The sequence below is a fragment of the Eubacterium sp. AF36-5BH genome (assembly GCF_003460505.1).
Classification (GTDB): Bacteria; Bacillota; Clostridia; order Lachnospirales; family Lachnospiraceae; genus Eubacterium_G.
In genome coordinates, this window is sequence record NZ_QTVG01000002.1 from 1 (window position 1) to 20939 (window position 20939).

Annotated in this window: 19 protein-coding genes and 1 pseudogene; 18 read left to right on the forward strand and 2 right to left on the reverse strand. The window is 30.7% G+C overall.

Annotation, left to right across the window (positions count from 1 at the left end; all coding sequences use genetic code 11):
* Positions 1–534 precede the first annotated feature (534 nt).
* From DW006_RS01510 to DW006_RS01565, 12 genes are all read left to right on the forward strand, one after another.
* Positions 535–1833, forward strand: coding sequence for a M14 family metallocarboxypeptidase (locus DW006_RS01510; protein ID WP_117998734.1), 1299 nt, complete (start codon positions 535–537; stop codon positions 1831–1833).
* 46 nt (positions 1834–1879) lie between these two features.
* The gene (locus DW006_RS12215) at positions 1880–3298 is read left to right on the forward strand and encodes an N-acetylmuramoyl-L-alanine amidase (protein ID WP_243002555.1); all 1419 of its coding nucleotides are present in this window, start codon (positions 1880–1882) and stop codon (positions 3296–3298) included.
* A gap of 214 nt (positions 3299–3512) precedes the next feature.
* Entirely contained in the window at positions 3513–3695 is a 183-nt protein-coding gene (locus DW006_RS01520) for a class I SAM-dependent methyltransferase (RefSeq protein ID WP_117998735.1), read from the forward strand.
* Positions 3696–4038: 343 nt separating this feature from the next.
* Positions 4039–4422, forward strand: coding sequence for a VOC family protein (locus DW006_RS01525; protein WP_117998736.1), 384 nt, complete (start codon positions 4039–4041; stop codon positions 4420–4422).
* 32 nt (positions 4423–4454) lie between these two features.
* Positions 4455–4685 (forward strand): hypothetical protein, encoded by a 231-nt coding sequence (locus tag DW006_RS01530; protein ID WP_117998737.1) that lies wholly within the window; start codon positions 4455–4457, stop codon positions 4683–4685.
* Between the two features lie 62 nt (positions 4686–4747).
* Complete coding sequence (locus DW006_RS01535) at positions 4748–5128, forward strand: hypothetical protein (RefSeq protein ID WP_117998738.1); 381 nt, start codon at positions 4748–4750, stop codon at positions 5126–5128.
* Positions 5129–5227: 99 nt separating this feature from the next.
* Positions 5228–5749, forward strand: a complete 522-nt coding sequence (locus tag DW006_RS01540) for a sigma-70 family RNA polymerase sigma factor (protein WP_117998739.1) — start codon at positions 5228–5230, stop codon at positions 5747–5749.
* A gap of 40 nt (positions 5750–5789) precedes the next feature.
* Complete coding sequence (locus DW006_RS01545) at positions 5790–7103, forward strand: hypothetical protein (protein ID WP_117998740.1); 1314 nt, start codon at positions 5790–5792, stop codon at positions 7101–7103.
* 316 nt (positions 7104–7419) lie between these two features.
* Positions 7420–7773 carry a patatin-like phospholipase family protein gene (locus DW006_RS01550; RefSeq protein WP_117998741.1) on the forward strand — a complete coding sequence of 118 codons (354 nt, stop codon included), beginning with the start codon at positions 7420–7422 and terminating at the stop codon, positions 7771–7773.
* Between the two features lie 191 nt (positions 7774–7964).
* Entirely contained in the window at positions 7965–10013 is a 2049-nt protein-coding gene (locus DW006_RS01555) for an NADAR domain-containing protein (RefSeq protein WP_117998742.1), read from the forward strand.
* A 71-nt stretch (positions 10014–10084) separates the two neighbouring features.
* Entirely contained in the window at positions 10085–10792 is a 708-nt protein-coding gene (locus tag DW006_RS01560; RefSeq protein WP_117998743.1) for a hypothetical protein, read from the forward strand.
* A 106-nt stretch (positions 10793–10898) separates the two neighbouring features.
* Positions 10899–11984 (forward strand): hypothetical protein, encoded by a 1086-nt coding sequence (locus DW006_RS01565; protein WP_117998744.1) that lies wholly within the window; start codon positions 10899–10901, stop codon positions 11982–11984.
* Positions 11985–12260: 276 nt separating this feature from the next.
* Here DW006_RS01565 and DW006_RS01570 read toward each other — a convergent pair whose 3' ends face one another.
* A complete protein-coding gene (locus DW006_RS01570) occupies positions 12261–13628 on the reverse strand; it encodes a sodium-dependent transporter (RefSeq protein ID WP_117998745.1) in 1368 nt (455 codons plus the stop codon).
* A 576-nt stretch (positions 13629–14204) separates the two neighbouring features.
* On the opposite strand from DW006_RS01570, the gene mgtE reads away from it, so the two are divergent.
* The 6 genes and pseudogenes from mgtE to DW006_RS12220 all read left to right on the forward strand — a co-directional run.
* Positions 14205–15599: a magnesium transporter gene (gene mgtE / locus DW006_RS01575; protein ID WP_117998746.1), complete on the forward strand. Its 1395-nt coding sequence runs from the start codon at positions 14205–14207 to the stop codon at positions 15597–15599.
* 285 nt (positions 15600–15884) lie between these two features.
* Positions 15885–16358 carry a gamma carbonic anhydrase family protein gene (locus DW006_RS01580; RefSeq protein ID WP_117998747.1) on the forward strand — a complete coding sequence of 158 codons (474 nt, stop codon included), beginning with the start codon at positions 15885–15887 and terminating at the stop codon, positions 16356–16358.
* Between the two features lie 25 nt (positions 16359–16383).
* Entirely contained in the window at positions 16384–16845 is a 462-nt protein-coding gene (locus tag DW006_RS01585; protein WP_117998748.1) for an 8-oxo-dGTP diphosphatase, read from the forward strand.
* A gap of 174 nt (positions 16846–17019) precedes the next feature.
* Positions 17020–18399, forward strand: coding sequence for a GH25 family lysozyme (locus DW006_RS01590; RefSeq protein ID WP_117998749.1), 1380 nt, complete (start codon positions 17020–17022; stop codon positions 18397–18399).
* A gap of 15 nt (positions 18400–18414) precedes the next feature.
* Complete coding sequence (locus DW006_RS01595; protein WP_117998750.1) at positions 18415–19590, forward strand: DUF3878 family protein; 1176 nt, start codon at positions 18415–18417, stop codon at positions 19588–19590.
* A gap of 389 nt (positions 19591–19979) precedes the next feature.
* Positions 19980–20067, forward strand: a pseudogene (locus DW006_RS12220) (AraC family transcriptional regulator); the annotation flags it as partial.
* A 201-nt stretch (positions 20068–20268) separates the two neighbouring features.
* Here DW006_RS12220 and DW006_RS01605 read toward each other — a convergent pair.
* Complete coding sequence (locus DW006_RS01605; RefSeq protein WP_117998751.1) at positions 20269–20745, reverse strand: pyridoxamine 5'-phosphate oxidase family protein; 477 nt, start codon at positions 20743–20745, stop codon at positions 20269–20271.
* Between the last annotated feature and the right edge of the window lie 194 nt (positions 20746–20939).

A 20939-nucleotide genomic window follows, 5' to 3' on the forward strand; every position in this document is an offset into this window, starting at 1 on the left:
AGCGGGCATTATGATACGCCCCGGTCAGATAGACAGGGGAGTATCATGAAGCCCGTTATTTTTGCTTAAAAGCAAGTTAAATAAACAGATAAGGCTTTATCATTAGGTTAATCTGAAATTACTGCAAGATCGGAACTGATACCCATAAGGACATACAGAATAGTCCAAATAATTGGGAAAATACATCCCAGTGGAGAAAAAGGCAGCTTGTTTATCCATCTCAAAGGTCTGCATATTTCCCCGGGTTAAAAGGACAGATAAAACACCTAGTATAAGCGGTAATGCTATGCATATGGTAATGGTAGTTTTGTCGGTTTTCAAATAATTCTCCATACAAAAAAATATATGTAGAAGAAATGTTTTATATGAATATTTTAGTAATTGGCAATTAAATTAGATTATGAAAAAATACCCCAATATGCTTTAATATATCTGTCAAAAAATAAACAATAATTGCTATTTAATATGTTAGAAATTATAATATAAATAAGAAAAAACGCAGCAAATATACCCAAAATTGAAAGGAAGGAACATATGAAAAAAACTTTGAAAACACTAATGCTAATTGGAGCAATAGCATTAGTAATGAATTTTGCGGGGGTAAAAGCCCAGGCAGTAGAAGAAACAACGGTTGTGGCAACTACGGTGACAGAGGAAACAACTACAGCACCGGAAACCACTACAAAGGTGGAAGAACCAACTACGAAGCAGCCTACTACTGAGAAACCAACAACGAAACCTAACGTGGACACAAAAGGAACAAAAGTTAAAAAAGGTGGCTATGTTAAGAAATCAGTTTATGCATATAATTTAAAGTTGGAGAAAGTAACAAAGGTCAAAAAAGGAGTCCGCTACTATGTTTATAAGAAATGCAATAGCGGATATTCAATGTTAAAAGTTGGAAATAAGAAGCTATTAGTAAAATCAAAATATGTTGTCTACAAATGTAATGCTAAAAAAATAGTAAATACATTAGATAAGAAATATTCCTATGCAGACATGAAATCTGACCTTAAGAAACTAAAAGAAGCCTACGGCTCAATATTGAAAGTTGAAGTTGCAGGAAAAAGTTTAGATAAGAGAAAGTTGTATTACGTTACTTTAGGTAAGGAAACGGCTAAGAAGACTGTTTATGTAGAAACGTCAATACATGCAAGAGAGTATATGAATACTAAATTTATGATGAAAGTAATTGAAGAGTATTGTAGAGGATATGATACCAAAAAATATCAGGGAAAGAATTACAGTACAATTTTTAACAAGGTAAAATTAGTAATTATGCCAATGGTAAATCCGGATGGTGTAACAATTAGTCAATATGGACCTAAGAAAATAAGAGATATTAATTTACGTCAGAACCTTTACAAAATAGCAAAAGGAGCTAGTTTTAAAGAATGGAAGTCAAATGCAAGAGGCGTGGATATCAATAGAAACTTCGCCGAAGGCTTTGGAAGAGAAAGCGCAAAAGCACCTGGTCAAAAGTTATATGCAGGAAAGAAAGCTGTATCTGAACCTGAGACAAAGGCACAGATAGCCGTAGTTAAAAAAGTAAAACCTAATGTAGTAATTTGTTATCATCAGGCTGGAGAAGTTATGTATCACCGTAAACATACAAAACTTAGCAATATGTTGTATTCTATGACAAAATATACTCACGTAATAAGTGAGCCAACAGCTTATGGTACATTTAGCGATTATTTAGATGCTAGAAATATTTATAATTGCACATTAGAAACTGGTAAAGTACCGGCGCCTGTAAAAAATATTGAATTTAAGAAAATATATAAATTAAACAGATATGTATTAGTAGCAGTTGCAAAAATGTATTCATAAAATCAAGTGTATACAGTATTTTAACAGTGAGAAAAGGTGGTCACATATGAATAAAAATACGATTAAAAAGATAATTGCATCAGGACTAATTATAACAATAATAGCTGCAGGAACAGAAATTGCTGATAAAAGTTCGCAAGTGGCAGGAACAAATTCCATAAACACCATTGTTGGGGCAGAAGAGATTGCTAGATCAGCTACAGATTTTGAAAAGGAAAGACCCACAATAACATCCGTTATAAATAATAAAAACAGCACAACTATAAAATGGAACAAAATAGAATGTGCTAAGGGCTACGATATTTACAGGGATGGAGTGAAAATCTGTCAGGTAAAAAAATCAATTCAGTATACTGATAAGAAAGCAAATAAGAATGGAAGCTTGTACACTTTTAAGGTTGTGGCATACAAAACAGCAAAAGGTAAGAGATACGAGAGCAAACCTTCTTTAGAAGTTAAAAACTATTTCCTTAAAGGAAGCAGCATTAACATATTATCAGGAAAATCTGGAAATAATCAGATTTCATGGCGCAAAAACAGTAAAGCAAACGGATATGAAATTCAATATTCAACAAAAGAAAATTTTACAAAGGGTGAAACTATAAACGTACAAAACAAAAATTCTGCAAAGCTTAGTAAATTAAAGAAGAAAAATTACTACGTGAGAGTCAGGGGATATGTAAAAAAAGGAAAAAACAAATATTATTCAGTTTGGAGCACCTGCGCCGAAATAATTGCATGGAATTCTAAATGGAAATTTGCAGGTTATTCCAAAATACATACAGACGCAGCAACATTATATTTTTCAACAGCATCTAAACTTAAGCAGAAAACAGTTTGTGTAAATGCCGGTCATGGAACAAAAGGCGGCGAAAGTGTTAAGACTTTTTGTCATCCTGACAAAAGTGCAAAGGTGACAGGTGGAAGTACAGCTCAGGGAGCTGTAAAAGCTACATCAATTAACGGTGGAACTACTTTAAGTGACGGAACACCTGAGGCAAAGGCAACACTTAAACTGGCAATGGTTGTGAAAAAGAAACTTTTAAAAGCAGGCTATAATGTTTTGATGGTAAGAGAAAGTGAAGATTCACAGATAGACAACATAGGAAGAACGGTATACGCAAACAACAATGCAGATTACCACATTGCCCTACATTATGATTCTTCATCAGCAAATAAAGGCGCATTTTATATTAGCGTTCCAAATAACAAGTCCTACAGAAATATGTATCCGGTTTCAAAGAATTGGAAAAAACATAATAAATTAGGACAAAATCTTATTTGGGGAATGAAAAATGCCGGTGTAAAAATTTATGGAAATGGAGCTATGGCAATTGATTTAACGCAAACATCCTATTCAACAATAGCATCTGTTGATTTAGAAGTTGGGGATAAACGAAGTGATCATTCAGGTAAGGCATTAAATAAGATTGCCAATGGAATTGTGAAGGGCATGAATAAGTAGGTAAATAGTTAATTAACTCGGAATAAACCGAGTCGGAGATAACCGAATAAAATTAAAGCCAATTAAATTTAATGGATTTATTGTAAAACAATTAAATAAAATTATTAAAAAGTCATTTGTTTTAACTGATAATTATCTGGAAACAGAGATATAGGTCAGTTAGAGCAGGTGACTTTTCTTTTATTTTATAGATAAATGTGATATAAAGGCAGGAATGGATATACTGGATATTGGATGTGGAAACGGTTTGCTCTGGGTTAAGGAAAAAGAGATTTTGCCGGAAAATATAAATATATATTTGGTGGATAATTCTAAAGCCATGATAAATGCTGCAAGAAAATTGATTTTGAATGAAAAAGATTATTATGAAAAGAAAAAGAAGTTATTAGATTTATAAGAGTTTTTTTATGTCTGATTGAATAACACACATTCGTGGCGGTAGTATAATAAATAGTGTAAAAATAGTGAAAATATAATGTAAAAGCATTTCCTTTTAGATATAATAATATTTGAAAGGAAGTGTTTTCTTATTACATAAAAAACGTTCCACTATGGATGTACACTCGCGCAAATGGAAAAATGTTGCTAAATAGGCACGCGCTGGTTGCGTAGAATGTCGCAAGCGACATTCTTTGTTCTAAAAAAATATTGAACCAAATATTATAACGAGCATATCGCAGTAAGTCTATTCGACTTATGGTTACGTGTAAATCTTAAAATATATTCTGAAAGGAGAAAATATGAGTTTAATTAAAGGCATACATCATGTATCAATGAAGTGTAAAAATCAGGAAGAGTATAAAAAGGTAGTAGAGTTTTATAATGAGATACTGGAAATTCCTGTTGCAAGAACATGGAGCGAGGGGATAATGTTTGATACAGGTAATGGAATTATTGAAGTGTTTAACAATGGTGGCGGAAGTGAAGAGACGGGGATTATAAGACATTTTGCCTTTGCCACTGATAATGTAGATGAATGTGTTAAGAGAATTAAGCAGGCTGGTTACAATGTATTTGTAGAACCTAAAAACGTGGAAATTCAGTCCAACCCAAAATTTCCTATAAGAATAGCATTCTGCTTTGGACCGTTAAGAGAACAAATCGAACTTTTCCAAGTAAGATAATAATTACAATCTAAGTAATAAGGAGAAGTGGCATGGAAATATTGTTTGATTTTGTTGTGGAGTTTATTATGGAAATATTGCCAGAATGGATTGCCAATATAATAGGAGTAAATCCTATAAAGATATTCGAAAAAAAGGTGCATAACAAGGTAATACAAAATATATTAATAGTGATTGTGGCAACAATATGTTTGATAATAGGTGTACTAATTGCAGTCGGGATAGTTATTGGTGTAGTATACTTAATTTCAAAATTTGCGTAATGAAAAGCAATTTCAAATTTTGTAATAAATACGGAAACAAATGGAGAAAGGGGTGTTGTAATATGAACATCTATCATACATTAGGAGGACAATATCTTATACATGGTCGAGAATTTCCAATTAACACAGTTGTATTAATATTAGATAATGGTGTAGAGTTGTTTTGTTGTAACTTTAATATGACAAAGGATAAAAAAATAATAGTTACTGTATATAATCCTGCAAGCAAACAATGGGTTAAATGTAAATTAAGAAATAACTATACCAAAGTTATGTGGGAATATTATAAAAAGAATATAAAAAAAAGAAATCATACAAAAAAATATAAAAAAAATAAAACTAAAAGATGGAAAGGTACAGTTGCACGTTGTAATAAGATACCAAATAGTGTGCAGTGGGCGGCAATGCATCCTTTTCAAGGGGGAGGAATGACACCTAGATAACCAAATCCCCAATATTCTTCTTTTTTGCACCCATTTCCTGAAAACAATCGTGTGTTATGTAGAAAGAGAAATCTTTCAAATTTTGAAAGGAGGAAAGTTATGAGTAACACATATGCCGGCATGAGTTATGAAGAAGTTATTGAAAAATATTCTGATTACATAACTAGGATGTGCGTGGTATGGACACAAAATGAAGAGGCGGCTAAAGATTGTTTTCAAAATACATTTATAAAATTATATAAATGTTCAAAAACATTTAACGACAGTGAGCATTTAAAAGCATGGTTGCTTAGGGTGGCAAGAAATGAATGTAATGATTATCATAAGTCTTTCTGGAATAAAAATGTATCCGTTGGTTTAGATAAGGAAAAGTTGGAAAATGTACATAAAGATAGTGGCAATTCAATGAGAGAATTGCAATATGACAGCGATACCGAAATTTTGATAAACGCATTGAGAAGAATACCTTTAAAGTATCGTGAAATTTTAGTTCTTTATTATTACCAGGAATATACTACAAAAGAAATTTCAGACATTCTTCAATTAAGTGTTAATACCGTAAAGTCAAGATTACGACGTGGTCGGGAAAAACTTGCTACAATTGTAAAAAAGCAGGTCTAAGAAATAGAAACTTATTAAAAATTGGAGAATGGAGGCAAATATGAATTTAAAAAAATTAGATACAATTAAAACTCCTGAAAGCTGGAAAAAAGAATTACTTGAACAGTCAATTGAAACTGAAAGTGTAAATTTCAAAATCAAATTTACAAGTTTGAGAAAAATGAAATGGGCAATGGTCAGCTTGGCAGTAGTGTTAGTTTGTGCAACGGGAATTACTGTTGGAGCAAACAATTCGGATTCTTTTAAGGGATTTTTGCAGGGATTATTTGGAACAAATAAGGTTCAGCAGGTAAATGTGGAATCTAATCGCTCAAATGATAAAGGGGAGAAAACTAAAAATAAAATCCAGTTAAATGACAAAGGTGAAACACCTGAAGGTAAAATTCAGTTAAATGAAAATATGGAAATTGCTGGTAGAAATGAAACTTTCATATTGGAATATAACAAAGAAAGTTCTGAAAAAGTTGAAAACGTATATTCAATAAAAGATGATCAGCTATCAAGAGAATCTGTAAATAAATTTAAGGGAAAATATGAGGGTGAAGGTTTTTCATTTCAATATGTTATAAAAGACAAAGAAATTTGTGCCTTTAATTATAGCGGTGCCATTAGTGAGGTTTTTCAGGTTATAAAAGGAAGGTCAATTTATGCTACTTTGTGTCATACCCAAAAGGACACTATTGTGAAGGAAACGATAGTAAAGATCAATTTGGACACAAATGAAATTGAAAAACTTTCAAACGATAGAATGATATGTAATTTTGCCCTTTCCCCAAATGGAAAAACACTTCTTTGCAATTTTAGGTCAAAAGGATATTGGTCGATGTTTGATTTAGAAAACAAAACAGAAAAGAAATTAAAAAAGGACACAATAAATGGATATGCAACTACTGACGAAATTAGTTATGTTGATGATTATCATATATTGACTTTGGGCAAGCCATTTACAAAAAATAAAACTGAGTATTACAGTAAGTACCTTGTAAATCTAAAGAACGGAAAAATAGAAAAGGAATTTTTCAACATAAATATTGACATAAATTTAAATTGGACATATTTATTTGAAAAAAATATCCTGACAATTGAAAATGTAATAAAAGGTGATAGATTTCAAATCAATATATCTGAAAAAAATGTGGAATCAATTATTTCCTCAGAAAAATACGCTATATTTGGTGGTGTTTCCAATGGTGATCTATATTTGATAAATTTTGAAAATAAACAGTTGATGAAACTAAATATACCGGAAAAATATCGGGACAATATACAGTTTTACTTAATGGGAAAAGAAAACAAAATGTTGATTACATTTGATAAAAAAGCGTATATTGTAGATATATCAGATTTAAAATAGTAGAGGATTATAAATAGAATAAGAAACTCTGAATTGTAAAAAAATTAACGTGGAAGTCAGTAGTTAAGAACATACTTAAACAGGTATGCACAAGGGATGCATTTTACAAACAATAATTTAGAAAAAATTTAGATATGACCTTCTGGTAATTTATATATATTAGTTATGCTAATAATATAAATTACCAGGAGGTTCTTTTGGTTGCGGTAGGGAAAATGAGAATGTTAAGGGTGAAAATTAAATAACTTAAAAACTGTTTTCTATGTTGAAATGATGTATACTATAACTAAACGGTTACGATTATAGGGAGGTATTTATGGTTTCTGAAGAAAAAGTTGAAAAGTACGGTTTAGTTCTAGAAGGTGGTGGCGGTAAAGGCGCTTATGAAGTTGGAGTTTGGTTAGCAATTAATGACTTAATGAAAAGCAGAAATATTGAAATTGTGGGATATGCCGGAACATCTGTCGGGGCTTTAAATGCTGCGTTATTTGCCTGTTGTTCACCTAAAGAAGCTGAAGAAATATGGAGACACATACATTGGTCAACAGTTTTAAGTGCAGGCTTGGATAGACAGCCCGGAAAAAAACAAAAGCTTGTATCTGATTATTTCTTTAGCAGAAAGGGCTTAGAACAGGTTATTAAGGACGCAAATGAAAAGAAAAGATATTAAATGTAAAAGAGCCTGTATATGCAGTATGCACTTTTTTACCTGAAAGTTCTATTGATGCTATAAAAAAGGCAATAACAAAAGCTCTGAAAATAAATACCAAAAATGAAGCTACAGATGAAATTGCTAAACAGGTTAGCAAAGGAATAGTTGGAAGTAGTAAAAAAATTAATACAATAAAAGATGTTAGAAGAATGGCTAACATAAGCAGAGTAGGAAAACTAAGCAGGTTTGCCACACCAGTAGTAGAAAATGGAGTGGGTATAGTAGCAAAGCCAGTGGTTGAATTAGCATACAAATATTTCAAAAGAAAAACATTGGGAAAAGCGAAGTATTTTAAATGTAATAACCAATCTGAACAAATAGAGAAAATATTATTAGCTTCATCTGCAATGCCAATTATTTTTAAGGATGAAAACTTAACCGGCAAGGTAGAGTTTAATGAAGATATGGAGCAAATTAAAGATGATTTATCAGGATATTATTGTGATGGTGGAATAAGAGATAATTTACCAATTAGTTGTTTAATAAAGGATATGGAATGTGATACAAACAAATTTATAGTAGTTCACTTAGATAATGATAGTGGCGAGCATAAGAAAGAAAAGTTTTTGGGAAGTGAAATGGTACATATTTTCCCATCAGTTAAATTTTATGGCTTGCTTTCTACAGTAAATTTTTCAAGAGAAAAAATTAACGATTTAATAGAAATTGGCTATAAAGATGCTAAGGAGCAGCTGTATGATTATTTTTCAAAAAGAGAGAATCACGTGAAAAATAATAACGATGAATTACATTACGCAAATGGAGAGTTTTACAATAGTATTGCAGATGTATATGATTCAAAAATTTATGAAAAACCATTGGAATTAGGTGGAGAAATAGTTTCATATATGAAAAATAACAATGAAATAAAATCTATAGAAGATGAAAATAAAGACATTGTTATAAATAGAGAATATCGAACAGATGAAAATAAATTTGTTGAATTTAATATTTCAAGAGAAACATTAATAAGCAATATTATAGTAGAAAAAGATTTAGAAAATCAAAAAGAAGTTCTAAAAGTTTACAATGACAAAAATGATAACATGTCAGATTATCAAAATAACATACAGATATTAGCCGGAAAGGCATTGTCTTTGGCTAAAGACTTAGAAGGAAAAACTATAATAATGAATGATGTCATGCACGACGAAAAAGAGTTCTATTTTGATAAGAAAGATAGAAACGAATATTTTTTTAGAAGTTCATTATATGAGTCTTTTGCAGGAAAAGATGAGGCAAAAAGATTAGATAAGGCAAACAGAAAAAAAGGTTTAGAGTATATAGCTGTTACTCCTAATGTTGTGGTTTTCAGAGATGAAAATCTGAAAAAAACAGATGAAGTTTATACTGTAAGTTTTGAGTCAGTATATCCATTAACAAAGTATAAAGATAATAGAAAAGATTTCGCAAATAATATTGAGGATTTTAAACAAAGAGTTAAAGATTCTTTGCAGGTTGCAGCAAGCATGAAATATGAAAATATTTTAATTAATGAATGGGGAATTGATGAAGATGGAACAAATGCTGAAGAAGTAGCGTCATGTTTTTATGAAATTCTAATATCAGAAAAGTATGCTGAATTTTTCAAAAATATTATTTTTAACTTTGAAAATCCAATACAAAACATACCATCTTTCATTCAAAAATTTAAGGAAGTTATTTCAGTTGAACAATATGAAGAATATCACTGGCTAATTAACAACTTAAAAACTGAAAAGAAAGAAAAAGTATGTGCTTTTGATGAGAATAGTAAATGGTCAATTTTTTTAGAAAGACCATTTAAGTTTGAGGGTATAGAATTTAAAAGTGTATTTCAATGTATGCAGTATAAAAAGGCTCTCATTTATGGGGACAAGCTTATCGCTAAATATATATTGAAAACAAATGATAAGAAAAAGATGCGACATTATTTCAAAGCAGATGTAGTGTCGACTGTAAAATACAAAAAGCACTGGAATGCAGTAAAGCAGAATATAATGATTGAATGTTTAAAAGTTCAAATAGAAAATTATCCTGAGTTGAAAGAAGAATTAAAAAGCACAGAAAATACAACAATAATTTTCTGTACTAAGGATGAAAAGAAGTACGGAATTGTTGCAAAAACTACAGATGAAGATTTGGATAACCAGAAAAAATGGAAGGGAAATAATAAACTGGGATATGCTCTGATGAGCATTAGAGATAATTTACAATAGTACCTTATAAAAAACAAAAGCTTTCAGTAAAAATAGAATAAAATAACAAGGAGATAAAAGGAGTTTTATAAATGGACTATGGAATTGAATTAATGTTAGAAATAGCTGATATGGATATGTATTATGGATTAGGAAATAATTTAAATAGAATAATTAGAATAGAAGATATGGTGAATACAAGATTTGATAATGATTATTTTGATTTGTTATCTGCAATGTTAATATATCATCAGATTGTTGAAGAATTAATGAAATCTTTAATTGCTATTGGTAATTTTAATACTAGATTAAATTTGTTTCCACAAAAAATGCCTATAAAAATTAAATTTGATAGAGAATTTTATAAATTAGTAAAAGAGTTAGAAGAGGGGGTGGAATTTGAAAATAAAGAAGAATTTATTTCATTAATTAAAAAATTTAATAGAAATAGAAATATAGTTGCCCATAAAATTATAAGAGATGAAAATTTTGAAACAGAGTATCTTAAAGAATTAGAAAATACAAAAGATGAATATGAAAAAATTCAGCATATTTATGCGAGTGTTGCTCTTAATTTCTTTAATTATGTTAATAAGAATCTAAATAAAATCAGTAGATATATTGATTATAGTAAAAATTATGATGAGGATTTAAAACAATTAGAAAGTAAAGAAATAGAGGATAGATATAGTATAGAAGCAGTAAATTCAGTAAAAAAAGCTGTTAGGATGTATTTAAATAGCAGAGTTGAAGAAAGGAAGTGTTTGGAAGTTCAAAATAAATATTCATATTTATTTTAAAAGTTTTTGCACAAAAGAACCTGCACAAAAAATTTTTTCCCAATGCAATATTTTTCAAAATGTCAACGTTTCATAATTAAATTAAAGAGAAAGGAGAATAACGATTATGAGAAATTTTAAGAAAAAGTTATTAGTTGGTTCATTAATCATTACGATGGCATTAGGAGGTGTATGTCAGGGAACACCGGTTGGTGCTTATGTAAACTATTCCAGTGACACATCTTTTAACAGTGCAGGTGGAAAGAATTTGACAATACATTATGGAACTAAAACAAAATTAGGCAAGTACACCATATCCACCGGAAAGAATAAAGATAACAAACTTTGCATTTATTCAAAAAAAGTAGGTAAGAAAAAAGAATGTTTGGGAAGAGTGGTAAATGGAAATCACTACTTTACTTACAAAAAAAGAGTTTTTTTCTTGGGAAAACAACATGCAACATACAAATATGTTCCAGGTAAGAAGGTTGAGAGAGTAAAGGCAATAAAAAAAATCACTTACATAGCGGGAATTTATGGGAAGAAGAATTTGATTATTCGTAGTAAGAATGTTTTGAAGGCTTATAATGTTGCAACAGGTAAAATGAAAGTCCTTACAGATAAGTTCCCAAAGAATGTTTATAATTTTGGCATTTATGGAAATTACGCATACTGCGAAAAGTATGTTAAACATCAGGAAAAATTATATGCGTATAATATGAAAAAAGATAAAATGATGTTAACAAGATTGCCAGTAGGAATGTTTATTAAAAACATAAAGATGAATAACAATATATTATATTTTACAGGTAATCAAACTACTGTAAAAAACGAGAATGGAGAAATAGCAACATATACATCAGATGATTATAGAATTTTCAAGTGGGATTTGAAGAATGAACCTGAAGAAATGATAAGTAATGCACAAATTATTAATTTCCATGGTGATAATATGTATTATTTCAATTATAAAGCAGACGAAGAAAATAAGATTCAGGCAAAGACAATCCATGAGTACAACATGAAAACCAAAGCTGTGAAAGTAATTAAAACCCCAGAAGAAGTAGATGTTGAATATGCAAGCAAAATTATCAAAAAAGGAAATGTTTTAAAAATATACATTGCGGGTGAACATTATGATGAAAGTAGAATTTATTCTATAAAAGATGATGGAACCGGTTTTAAATTAGTTAGAACAGAAGAAAAGAAATAACTAATGATAAAGGAAATAAACTTAAGCGTTTACAATGAAAAAAGAAAAGTCGGTAAAATAAAAAGTGCTTACAAGGATAAAGAAATATAATAAAAGGTGGTCAAAGATAAAAAATAAAAAGTAATAAAATAAAAGAGAAGAAGGATAAAACAAAACCTCAGTTGATAAAAAAGTCAACTGAGGTTTTAATGTATGCCCACTTGCGTAAAAAGAAAATGTTGCTAAATAGGCACGCACTGGTTGCGTAGAATGTCGCAAGTGACATTCCAGATTCTTTTAAAAGAATTTTGAAATTAACCCATTTACAATAATGAATATAATCGTAATAGGGAGAATCCATTTACAGTAAAAACGAATTTGTTTTGGAATTTTCAAACCTGAGCCTGAATTAACTTCCTTAATATAATTATCCCATCCCCAACCATATCTGCTTGTGCAGAATAGAGTGTAAATAAGTGAGCCAATTGGAAGGATTAAATTACTTATTAAAAAGTCTTCTAAATCCATAACATTTGTATTTTTTCCAAAAGGCATGAATCCTGACCAAACGTTAAAACCAAGAACGCAAGGGATGGAAGTAACAGTTATAATAATTGCATTTATAATTGCAGTTTTCTTACGTGACCATTTCCAAAGATCCATACATGATGACATAATATTTTCAAAAACGGCAATTACAGTTGAAAATGCTGCGAAAGCCATGAAAATAAAGAAGCAACTTCCCCATATACGACCACCCGGCATCTTTGCAAAAATATTTGGCAAAGTAACAAATATAAGTTTTGGTCCCTGATCAGGGCTAACACCAAATGCAAAGCATGTTGGGAAAATAATCAACCCTGACACAATGGCAACAAATGTATCTAATGCAACAATGTTAATTGATTCTCCAAGTAGTGAATGGTCTTTTCCAAGATAGCTGCCAAAAATTGTCATAGAGCCCATGCCAATACTAAGTGTGAAAAATGCCTGATTCATTGCAGCTACTATAACATTAATAAGGCCAATCTTTTTAATTTGTTCAAAGTCAGGTACCAGATAAAAATACAAGCCCTTGCCGGCACCTTCAAGAAAAATACTGTTAATTGCCAAAACAACCATAATTACCAAAAGGGCAATCATCATGACTTTGGAAATCTTTTCAACTCCGTTTTGTAATCCAAGTGAACAAACCAGGAAACCTACAATAATAACAAGAGTTGTCCAAAATATCATTTCCGAAGGAATGGCATTCATATTTGAAAAATGACTTTGAACAGCATTAGTGTCTGCGTTTACAAAGTCACCTTTTGCTGTATCAAAAAAGTATCGTAGCATCCAACCGGAAACTGTTGTGTAGAACATCATAAGAATATAGTTACCTGCCATTCCGATGTAACCATGCAGATGCCAATATTGACCTTTTTTCTCAAGAGTCTTAAAAGCTCTTGAAATACTTTGCTGACTACCACGACCAACTGAAAACTCCATTGTTAAAATAGGAAGCCCTAAAATAACAAGGAATAAGATGTAAAATAATACAAAACATCCACCACCATTATTTCCAACAACATAAGGAAAACGCCATACATTTCCAATACCTATGGCACAGCCGGCAGAAATAAGAATGAATCCAAGTCTGGATTTAAATTTTTCTCTTTCCATATACAATCTCAATTCTATTTTTATTACAGCATTCAAAAGTCATATTAAATAAAAAAACTTATTCCAAAATGGACGACACTGCAAACAACATCTTAAAGAAATAAGAAGAGTTTGTCAATTTAACGTGTTAGTATTGTAAAGTGATAAGGTTAATACACATTTGCATTAGTGCAATTACTTAAAAAAATTTTCAATAACAAAAATATTGAAGTGTCAATAGTTGCGTAGAATGTCGCAAGCGACATTATTTGTTATTATAGTATAAGTGCAAAAATGTAAATTGAAAAAGATTGAAAAAAAGAAATTATAGTGCTAAACTGAACACGTTAAAAAAACAAACGGAGGTGATATTCATGGATAGTTGCGATAGTATTAGGTCGAGAAATGATTGTGGTATTATATTAGTGAAACAGTTAATGTGGCTGTCTGTGAAATATCAGTAGCCATGTTTAATTAATATGTCTTTTTATAAGCACCACAGTATGGACCTTATATCACAACAGGTAACTATAGGTTCCACGTTATGTGGTGTATTTTTTATGCACTGGCATAAAAAGAGAATATAAGGAGGCATAGATGAGAACAAATAAATTTGTAAAGAAAAATTATGTAAATGAATTATTAGCAATAATTAAAGGCAATTTTACTGAAAATGAATTAAAAAAGAAAATAGCAAATTACCATGAGAAAGATATTGCAGATGCATTAACACATTTAACAGAACAGGAAAGAAAACGTGTATATGGAATATTAGGGGCTAAGAATGTTGCTGAAATTTTCACATATATTGATGATGTGGAAAAATATTTTGGCGAGTTGTCTTTAGAAAAAGCTGTAAAAGTTGTTTCTTTTATGGATTCTGACGAGGCGGTTGATTTAATTGAAAGTCTTGATAAGGACAAAAGAGAAGAGTTAGTAAATAATTTACAGGGTAGCCTTAAGATAGATATTAAGAAGATTTTATCTTACGATGAAGAAGAGATAGGTAGCTACATGACTACTAATTACATTTGTATTCATAATGACTTAACCATAGGCAAGGCAATGAAAGAGCTTATAAAACAGGCTGGAGATAATGATAATATTTCTACAATTTATGTGGTAGATGAAAATAATAAATATTTTGGAGCTATTGACTTAAAAGATATAATTCTTGCAAGAGAAAATGACGAATTGATTGGAATAATCAGTCAGTCATATCCTTATGTTTTAGAGTACGACAAAATAGATGATTGTATGGATAAGATTCTTGAATATTCAGAAGACTCCATACCGGTGTTAATGGAAAATGGCGAAATTGTTGGAGCAATTACTTCAGAAGATATTGTAGAATTAGTGGATGATGAAATGGGTGAGGATTATGCCAAGTTAGGTGGTCTTACAGCAGAGGAAGATTTAAAAGAACCACTTTTAGAGAGCAGCAAAAAAAGATTGCCATGGCTTGTAATCTTACTTTTTTTAGGAATGGCAGTTTCTTCGGTTGTGGGAATGTTTGAAACAGTTGTGGCAATTTTGCCAATAGTAATCTGCTTTCAATCATTAGTTTTAGATATGGCTGGAAATGTGGGTACGCAGTCATTGGCAGTAACAATTCGAGTATTGATGGATGAAAAATTAACCGGTAAAGAAAAGTTAATGCTATTAATAAAAGAGGTAAAAGTCGGTTTATTAAACGGTATGATTTTAGGAATCATGGCACTATTCTTCTTAGGAATTTATATTCACATATTCAAAGGCTATACATTTGGAAATGCGTTCCTGATTTCAGGCTGTGTAGGAATTTCATTATTAGTTGCAATGGTAATTTCAAGTATGGTTGGAACAGTAATCCCAATGTTCTTTAGCAAAATAAAAATTGATCCGGCAGTTGCATCCGGTCCATTAATTACAACAGTAAATGACCTTGTGGCAGTAGTAACATACTATGGACTTGCACTTGTATTCCTTATTAATATTTTCGGATTAGCATAAATATAAAAATATTACGTCTTAGCGTGATATATTCTTTTTCTGTACAACCAGATAAAAGGGAATATCACACTAGGACGTTTTTATTTAATAAGAAATCACTTCGGAATTTCTTATTAAATAAAAAGCGTTCCACTAGGGATGCATATTTGCACGAAAGGAAAATGTTTATAACGGGTACGTGCTTGGTGCGTAGAATGTCGTAAGCGACATTCTTTGCTATATGGAATAAGCTGGGATGGTGTGGTAAAATAAATAGCAAGAAAATTAATTTGTGAAAGGACAAAAATGAGTAATACATTTATCGCACAGGGAGCACATGTGATTGGCAAGGTGACAATAGGGGAGAATGTAGGTATATGGTACAATGCAGTTGTGCGTGGTGATATGGAAGAAATAATAATTGGTGACAATAGCAATATTCAAGACAATTGCACACTGCATACTGGTGAAGGTTTTCATATTGAAATCGGAAAAGGTGTTACAGTTGGGCATAACGCAATTGTTCATGGTGCTATTGTGGGTGATAACACTGTTGTTGGAATGGGAAGTATTTTACTTAATGGAGCTAAAGTTGGAAAGAACTGTATTATAGGAGCAGGTGCATTGGTTACGGGAAAAATGAACATTCCTGACAATTCTATGGCTCTTGGGAGTCCGGCAAGAGTTGTTAGAAAACTTACAGATGCTGAAATTGAATCAAACAAGAAAAATGCAGAAGAGTATGTTAAGTTAATGAAGGCAAGCAAAGAGTTGAAGTAATGCATACAAACAAGGAGTAAAATCTATGCAAATGACTACATTGTGTTACATAGAAAAAGATAATAAATATTTAATGTTACACAGAACCAAAAAGAAAAATGACATTAATGAAGGTAAGTGGATTGGAGTAGGAGGGCATGCTGAAGGAAGCGAGAGTCCGGAAGAATGTTTAAAAAGAGAAGTAAAAGAAGAAACAGGATTAAAACTTTTGTCTTATAAGTTAAGAGGGTTAATAACTTTTGTAAGTAATCAATGTGAACCTGAAATGATGTGTTTGTTTACGGCAGATAAGTTCGAGGGACAAATTACATCCTGCGATGAGGGCGATTTAATGTGGGTGCCTAAGAAAGGTGTTTTGCAACTTCCAACTTGGGAAGGAGATGCTGTTTTCTTGAAATTACTACTTGATAATGAAGAAAAATTTTTCACATTGAAATTAATTTATGAGGATGAAAAATTAGTTGAAAAAAATATTCAGTTTTATTAGAAAGTCAGAGAATTGCAAATGTTTAGACATACAAGAGTAAATCGTGTAATTAAAAATCCTGTAATGAAAACTTGAGTGAAAATAAATCACGCAGAATGGAATCAGATTTTTAACACGAAATAATGTATGATTATAAAAAAGAAAATGAAAACAAGATAAGAAAAAGGAGATAAGATGAGAAGGAAAAATAAAATGAGAGAAAAATTTATATTAAAATTAAAGAAATGTTTAGTCTTGGGAATGTGCTTGTGTATATTCCAGACTACCGTAAGTGCAGCTACACCATGGTCCCAAAGTAACGGTATTTTTTATGATGGTAATGGAAATGAAATTAAAGGTGCAATTGCAAAAGGAATAGACGTAAGTTACCATCAGGGAGATATTGATTGGGCGAAGGTTAAGGCTGAAGGTTTTACTTTTGCACTTCTAAGATGTGGATACGGCGATAATATTGAATCTCAGCATGACAGCAAATTTGTGCAGAATGTAAAAGGCTGTGAAGAAAATGGAATCGAATATGGCGTGTACATATATTCTTACGCAGTGAATACACAAATGGCAAAGAACGAAGCAGACCATGTTTTAACAATGCTTGAGGCCGCAGACGCAAAACCTGCCATGCCAATTTATTATGATATAGAAGACGAAGAAACTCAGGGGAATCTAAAAGCTTCTAAGTTAGGAGATATTGCAGAAACTTTTTGCAGTATTATAAGAGATAAAGGTTATAAGGTTGGAGTTTATTCCAATTATTATTGGTGGACAAATAAGCTTACTGATGCCAGATTTGAAAATTGGGCAAGATGGGTTGCAAGATATAATAATGAGAGTGGTTATGACAAAAAATATGATATTTGGCAGTATAGTGAAACCAGTACAGTTAACGGAATTGGTGGAAATAAGACAGATGTAAATATATTGCTGTCAAGGGAATGTAGCGTGACAGGTCATAACTACGCAGTGGAACAGTTAATTACAAAAGGAACAATATCAAAGTCTGGTAAAGCTACATATTATTGCAAAACCTGTGGTCACAAGAAAACAGATATAATACCCAAAATAAAAAGCATAACTTTATCAAAAACAAAATATAAATATTCAGGCAAATTAAATAAACCTACAGTGAAAATAACTAATTCAAAAGGAAGTCTTTTAACAAAAAATGATTTTACAGTAAGCTATAAGAAGAACAAAAATGTAGGAACTGCTACAGTGACAATAACACTTAAAGGAAATTATCAGGGAACTACCAATAAGACTTTTAAAATAGTACCAGGCGCAGTAAAAAAATTAACAGTAAAAAACAACAGCAGACAAAAGGCAAAGGTAAACTGGAAGAAAGTATCGCAGGCATCAGGCTTTGAAATTCAATATGCTACAAATAAGTCAATGAAGAAAGCGAAGACTGTAACAGTGAAGAAGACTTCAAAAGTATTATCAAAGCTTAAGAAAAATAAAACATACTATATAAGAGTAAGGGCATACAAAACAGTTTCAGGTAACAAGCTTTATGGTTCTTACAGTGGAAAGAAATCTGTAAAGATAAAGAAATAATTAGGAAGTAGGACTATGACGATAAAAAAGAATGTGGATGCTTCTTTGAAAGAACAGAAAAATTTAGAAGAACAGCAGAATTCAGAAAAGCAAAATAAATTAGAAAAACAGCAGAATTCAGAAGAACAGAAGGATTCGGAAAAACAAAATAAGTTCAGTGAACAGGATAATTTAAAGAAGCTGAATTCTGTTGAGCAGCAAAGAGATTTGAATGAAGTGTTAGATGAGGACATTTTGCTTAAGTTAGAACAATTGTTGGAACAGAATCAATTCGAATTGGTTTCAGGCAAAGTAAAACAAAATAAACTGAAATTAATTTATCTTATGAATGATGCTGTTGAAAGTTTTATTGTATTTGAAAATGCTAAAACTACAGGGGAGTATCTAAAAGAATATCAGGGCGAGATATTTTACTCATTAAGCAAAGAAGATACAAATAAATATGTTTTGGTTGTACATCAGGGAGATGTGGTTTTAACAATTTGGTTTGAAAAATTATATATGGAAATTAATTTGTACCAATACGGACGAACCGGACATTTTTGGGTAAAAGGTTATGAAAATATAAGACAGTTAGAATATAAAATTGCAATCCTAACAGACAAAAGAGATTATTTGGGAGAAGAATATTGTAATAAGGAAGAATTGGAACTTTCCAGATTGAAGAATTTCCCACCACTTAATTATTGCTGTTATCCATCAGTACCGGAAAAATATCTTGTGCCAAAGGAAAATCCATGGGTGCCAACAAGTGAAGCAATAGACATAATGAAAAAATATGCCCAGCTTGTTAAAGACGAATCGTTGGTTAAAGCCCTTGAAAAGTACAGAAACAATCCGGGAAAAAAGCAGGCTAAGAAGATTGCAACTATGCTACACCGAAACAGTCATAAACAAATAATTGACCATATAACAAACCGTTTTATAGAAATAACAGATGAATATCCAAAAAGACATTTCGGAAAAGCAAATGACGAAAAGTATAAGCTAATTATAAATAAAGGGAAAAAGCTCCAGAAACAGTTTGCAGAAAAAAATGTAAAAACGCAGCTTTATATTGAAGAACCTTTTGTGGAATTAAAGGATTCAATAGAATTTAAAGTATATGTTTTGGTGGAAAAGAAGAGTATTCTAAATCAGAAAAATTACTATATTAAACTAACAGACAGTAATGATTTTAGAATGTTATAAAGAGTAAGGAGTTGTTATCAAATAGAAAACAACTCCTTTAGTGATTGATATGAAATGTTGTAATAATCATTTTGCTAGGAATAACCTATTTTTCAACAGGAATAAGTTCCATAAGCTCTTCGTTCCATTCGTATTCAATTTCTTTTGTCATAGTCCTTATCCTCCTTTAATGTTTTTATCTTTTTTATAAAAGTTTTTGTTGATAGTTAAATAATAGTACTTTTTAAGAGAAAGTAATATAAAAATATTATCAGAAAAATATAACAATAGTTCAAAAAAATAAGAATAATGTGCTATAATTTAAGTACAAAATACAACAATAGTCCAATACATATAAAGATAATATCTGAATTTAAAATTTATATTGAATGATACTATTGTGGATTTAACGGATCCAGTTATTTTTCAGAAACCTTTAAGAAAGTGATGGGAGTTACACCGAGACAATATAGAAAAAGGCTGCATGATAATAATTAAAAAGAATAAGAGGGAAAAATATGTGAAAAATCATAGTGTATTATTATCAGGACAAATGAAAAATGTATGGTGATAAAACCGCTTAATATAAAAGGCGCAGAAATCGTGAATGTGAATCTGCGCCTCTTTTAATTATTAAATAAAAAAATCTTTTGAAACTTTCTTAATATAAAAATGTTAATTAAGGGTAAATTACAAAATCTAGTGAATATTATTACGTCTCTTTCCGGTCATATCAGAAACAACAAGCTTAAATACTGTTGTAACCTTCATCATAGCAGTGTTGAATTTGAAATCTTCTGCATGATATTGATTCATTAAAATTTTTAAAGCTTCAAATTTATGCTCGTCATCAATAAATTCAATAGTGCCATGTCCAATAACACTTTCGTATCCCATTGTGCATGACATACGTTCCTCATATAAAATAAAATTATGGTTGCAGTCCATTTCAAAAGTTGCACGATTATCTTTTCTAATTAAATCAAGTTTAGTACCTTCGGAGGCACAATGGAAATATAATTCAACCTGCTTGCCACCAACAACATTTAATCCAAAATTGAGAGGGACTATGTAAGGATAGTCACCATCATTGAAAGCTAATCTGCAGGCGTCACATTTTTTTATAATTTCTACTATTTCATTAAAATCTGTAATTTCGCGGTCTTTTCTTCTCATATTTTCACCTTTAACCTTTAACCAAGTTAGTATGGTTAATCCTTTCATTGTTATTTAATGTATAATAATTTTTACACATATTTGCTGAATTTACAATAAAATATTGGTTGTGAAAACCTTTTGGTTCACTAGTCATATATTACAAAAATTAAAAAGTATTTTATACAAGAATAATATTTAAAAAATATAAAAAT

What these genes read in the sequence shown, in the direction of transcription:
- mgtE (WP_117998746.1), top strand. Translation starts at nt 14,205, where the DNA reads ATGAGAACAAATAAATTTGTAAAGAAAAATTATGTAAATGAATTATTA.
- DW006_RS01525 (WP_117998736.1), top strand. Translation starts at nt 4,039, where the DNA reads ATGAGTTTAATTAAAGGCATACATCATGTATCAATGAAGTGTAAAAAT.
- DW006_RS01530 (WP_117998737.1), top strand. Translation starts at nt 4,455, where the DNA reads ATGGAAATATTGTTTGATTTTGTTGTGGAGTTTATTATGGAAATATTG.
- DW006_RS01550 (WP_117998741.1), top strand. Translation starts at nt 7,420, where the DNA reads ATGGTTTCTGAAGAAAAAGTTGAAAAGTACGGTTTAGTTCTAGAAGGT.
- DW006_RS01510 (WP_117998734.1), top strand. Translation starts at nt 535, where the DNA reads ATGAAAAAAACTTTGAAAACACTAATGCTAATTGGAGCAATAGCATTA.
- DW006_RS01595 (WP_117998750.1), top strand. Translation starts at nt 18,415, where the DNA reads ATGACGATAAAAAAGAATGTGGATGCTTCTTTGAAAGAACAGAAAAAT.
- DW006_RS01580 (WP_117998747.1), top strand. Translation starts at nt 15,885, where the DNA reads ATGAGTAATACATTTATCGCACAGGGAGCACATGTGATTGGCAAGGTG.
- DW006_RS12215 (WP_243002555.1), top strand. Translation starts at nt 1,880, where the DNA reads ATGAATAAAAATACGATTAAAAAGATAATTGCATCAGGACTAATTATA.
- DW006_RS01545 (WP_117998740.1), top strand. Translation starts at nt 5,790, where the DNA reads ATGAATTTAAAAAAATTAGATACAATTAAAACTCCTGAAAGCTGGAAA.
- DW006_RS01590 (WP_117998749.1), top strand. Translation starts at nt 17,020, where the DNA reads ATGAGAAGGAAAAATAAAATGAGAGAAAAATTTATATTAAAATTAAAG.
- DW006_RS01560 (WP_117998743.1), top strand. Translation starts at nt 10,085, where the DNA reads ATGGACTATGGAATTGAATTAATGTTAGAAATAGCTGATATGGATATG.
- DW006_RS01535 (WP_117998738.1), top strand. Translation starts at nt 4,748, where the DNA reads ATGAACATCTATCATACATTAGGAGGACAATATCTTATACATGGTCGA.
- DW006_RS01540 (WP_117998739.1), top strand. Translation starts at nt 5,228, where the DNA reads ATGAGTAACACATATGCCGGCATGAGTTATGAAGAAGTTATTGAAAAA.
- DW006_RS01585 (WP_117998748.1), top strand. Translation starts at nt 16,384, where the DNA reads ATGCAAATGACTACATTGTGTTACATAGAAAAAGATAATAAATATTTA.
- DW006_RS01520 (WP_117998735.1), top strand. Translation starts at nt 3,513, where the DNA reads ATGGATATACTGGATATTGGATGTGGAAACGGTTTGCTCTGGGTTAAG.
- DW006_RS01555 (WP_117998742.1), top strand. Translation starts at nt 7,965, where the DNA reads ATGGCTAACATAAGCAGAGTAGGAAAACTAAGCAGGTTTGCCACACCA.
- DW006_RS01605 (WP_117998751.1), bottom strand. Translation starts at nt 20,745, where the DNA reads ATGAGAAGAAAAGACCGCGAAATTACAGATTTTAATGAAATAGTAGAA.
- DW006_RS01565 (WP_117998744.1), top strand. Translation starts at nt 10,899, where the DNA reads ATGAGAAATTTTAAGAAAAAGTTATTAGTTGGTTCATTAATCATTACG.
- DW006_RS01570 (WP_117998745.1), bottom strand. Translation starts at nt 13,628, where the DNA reads ATGGAAAGAGAAAAATTTAAATCCAGACTTGGATTCATTCTTATTTCT.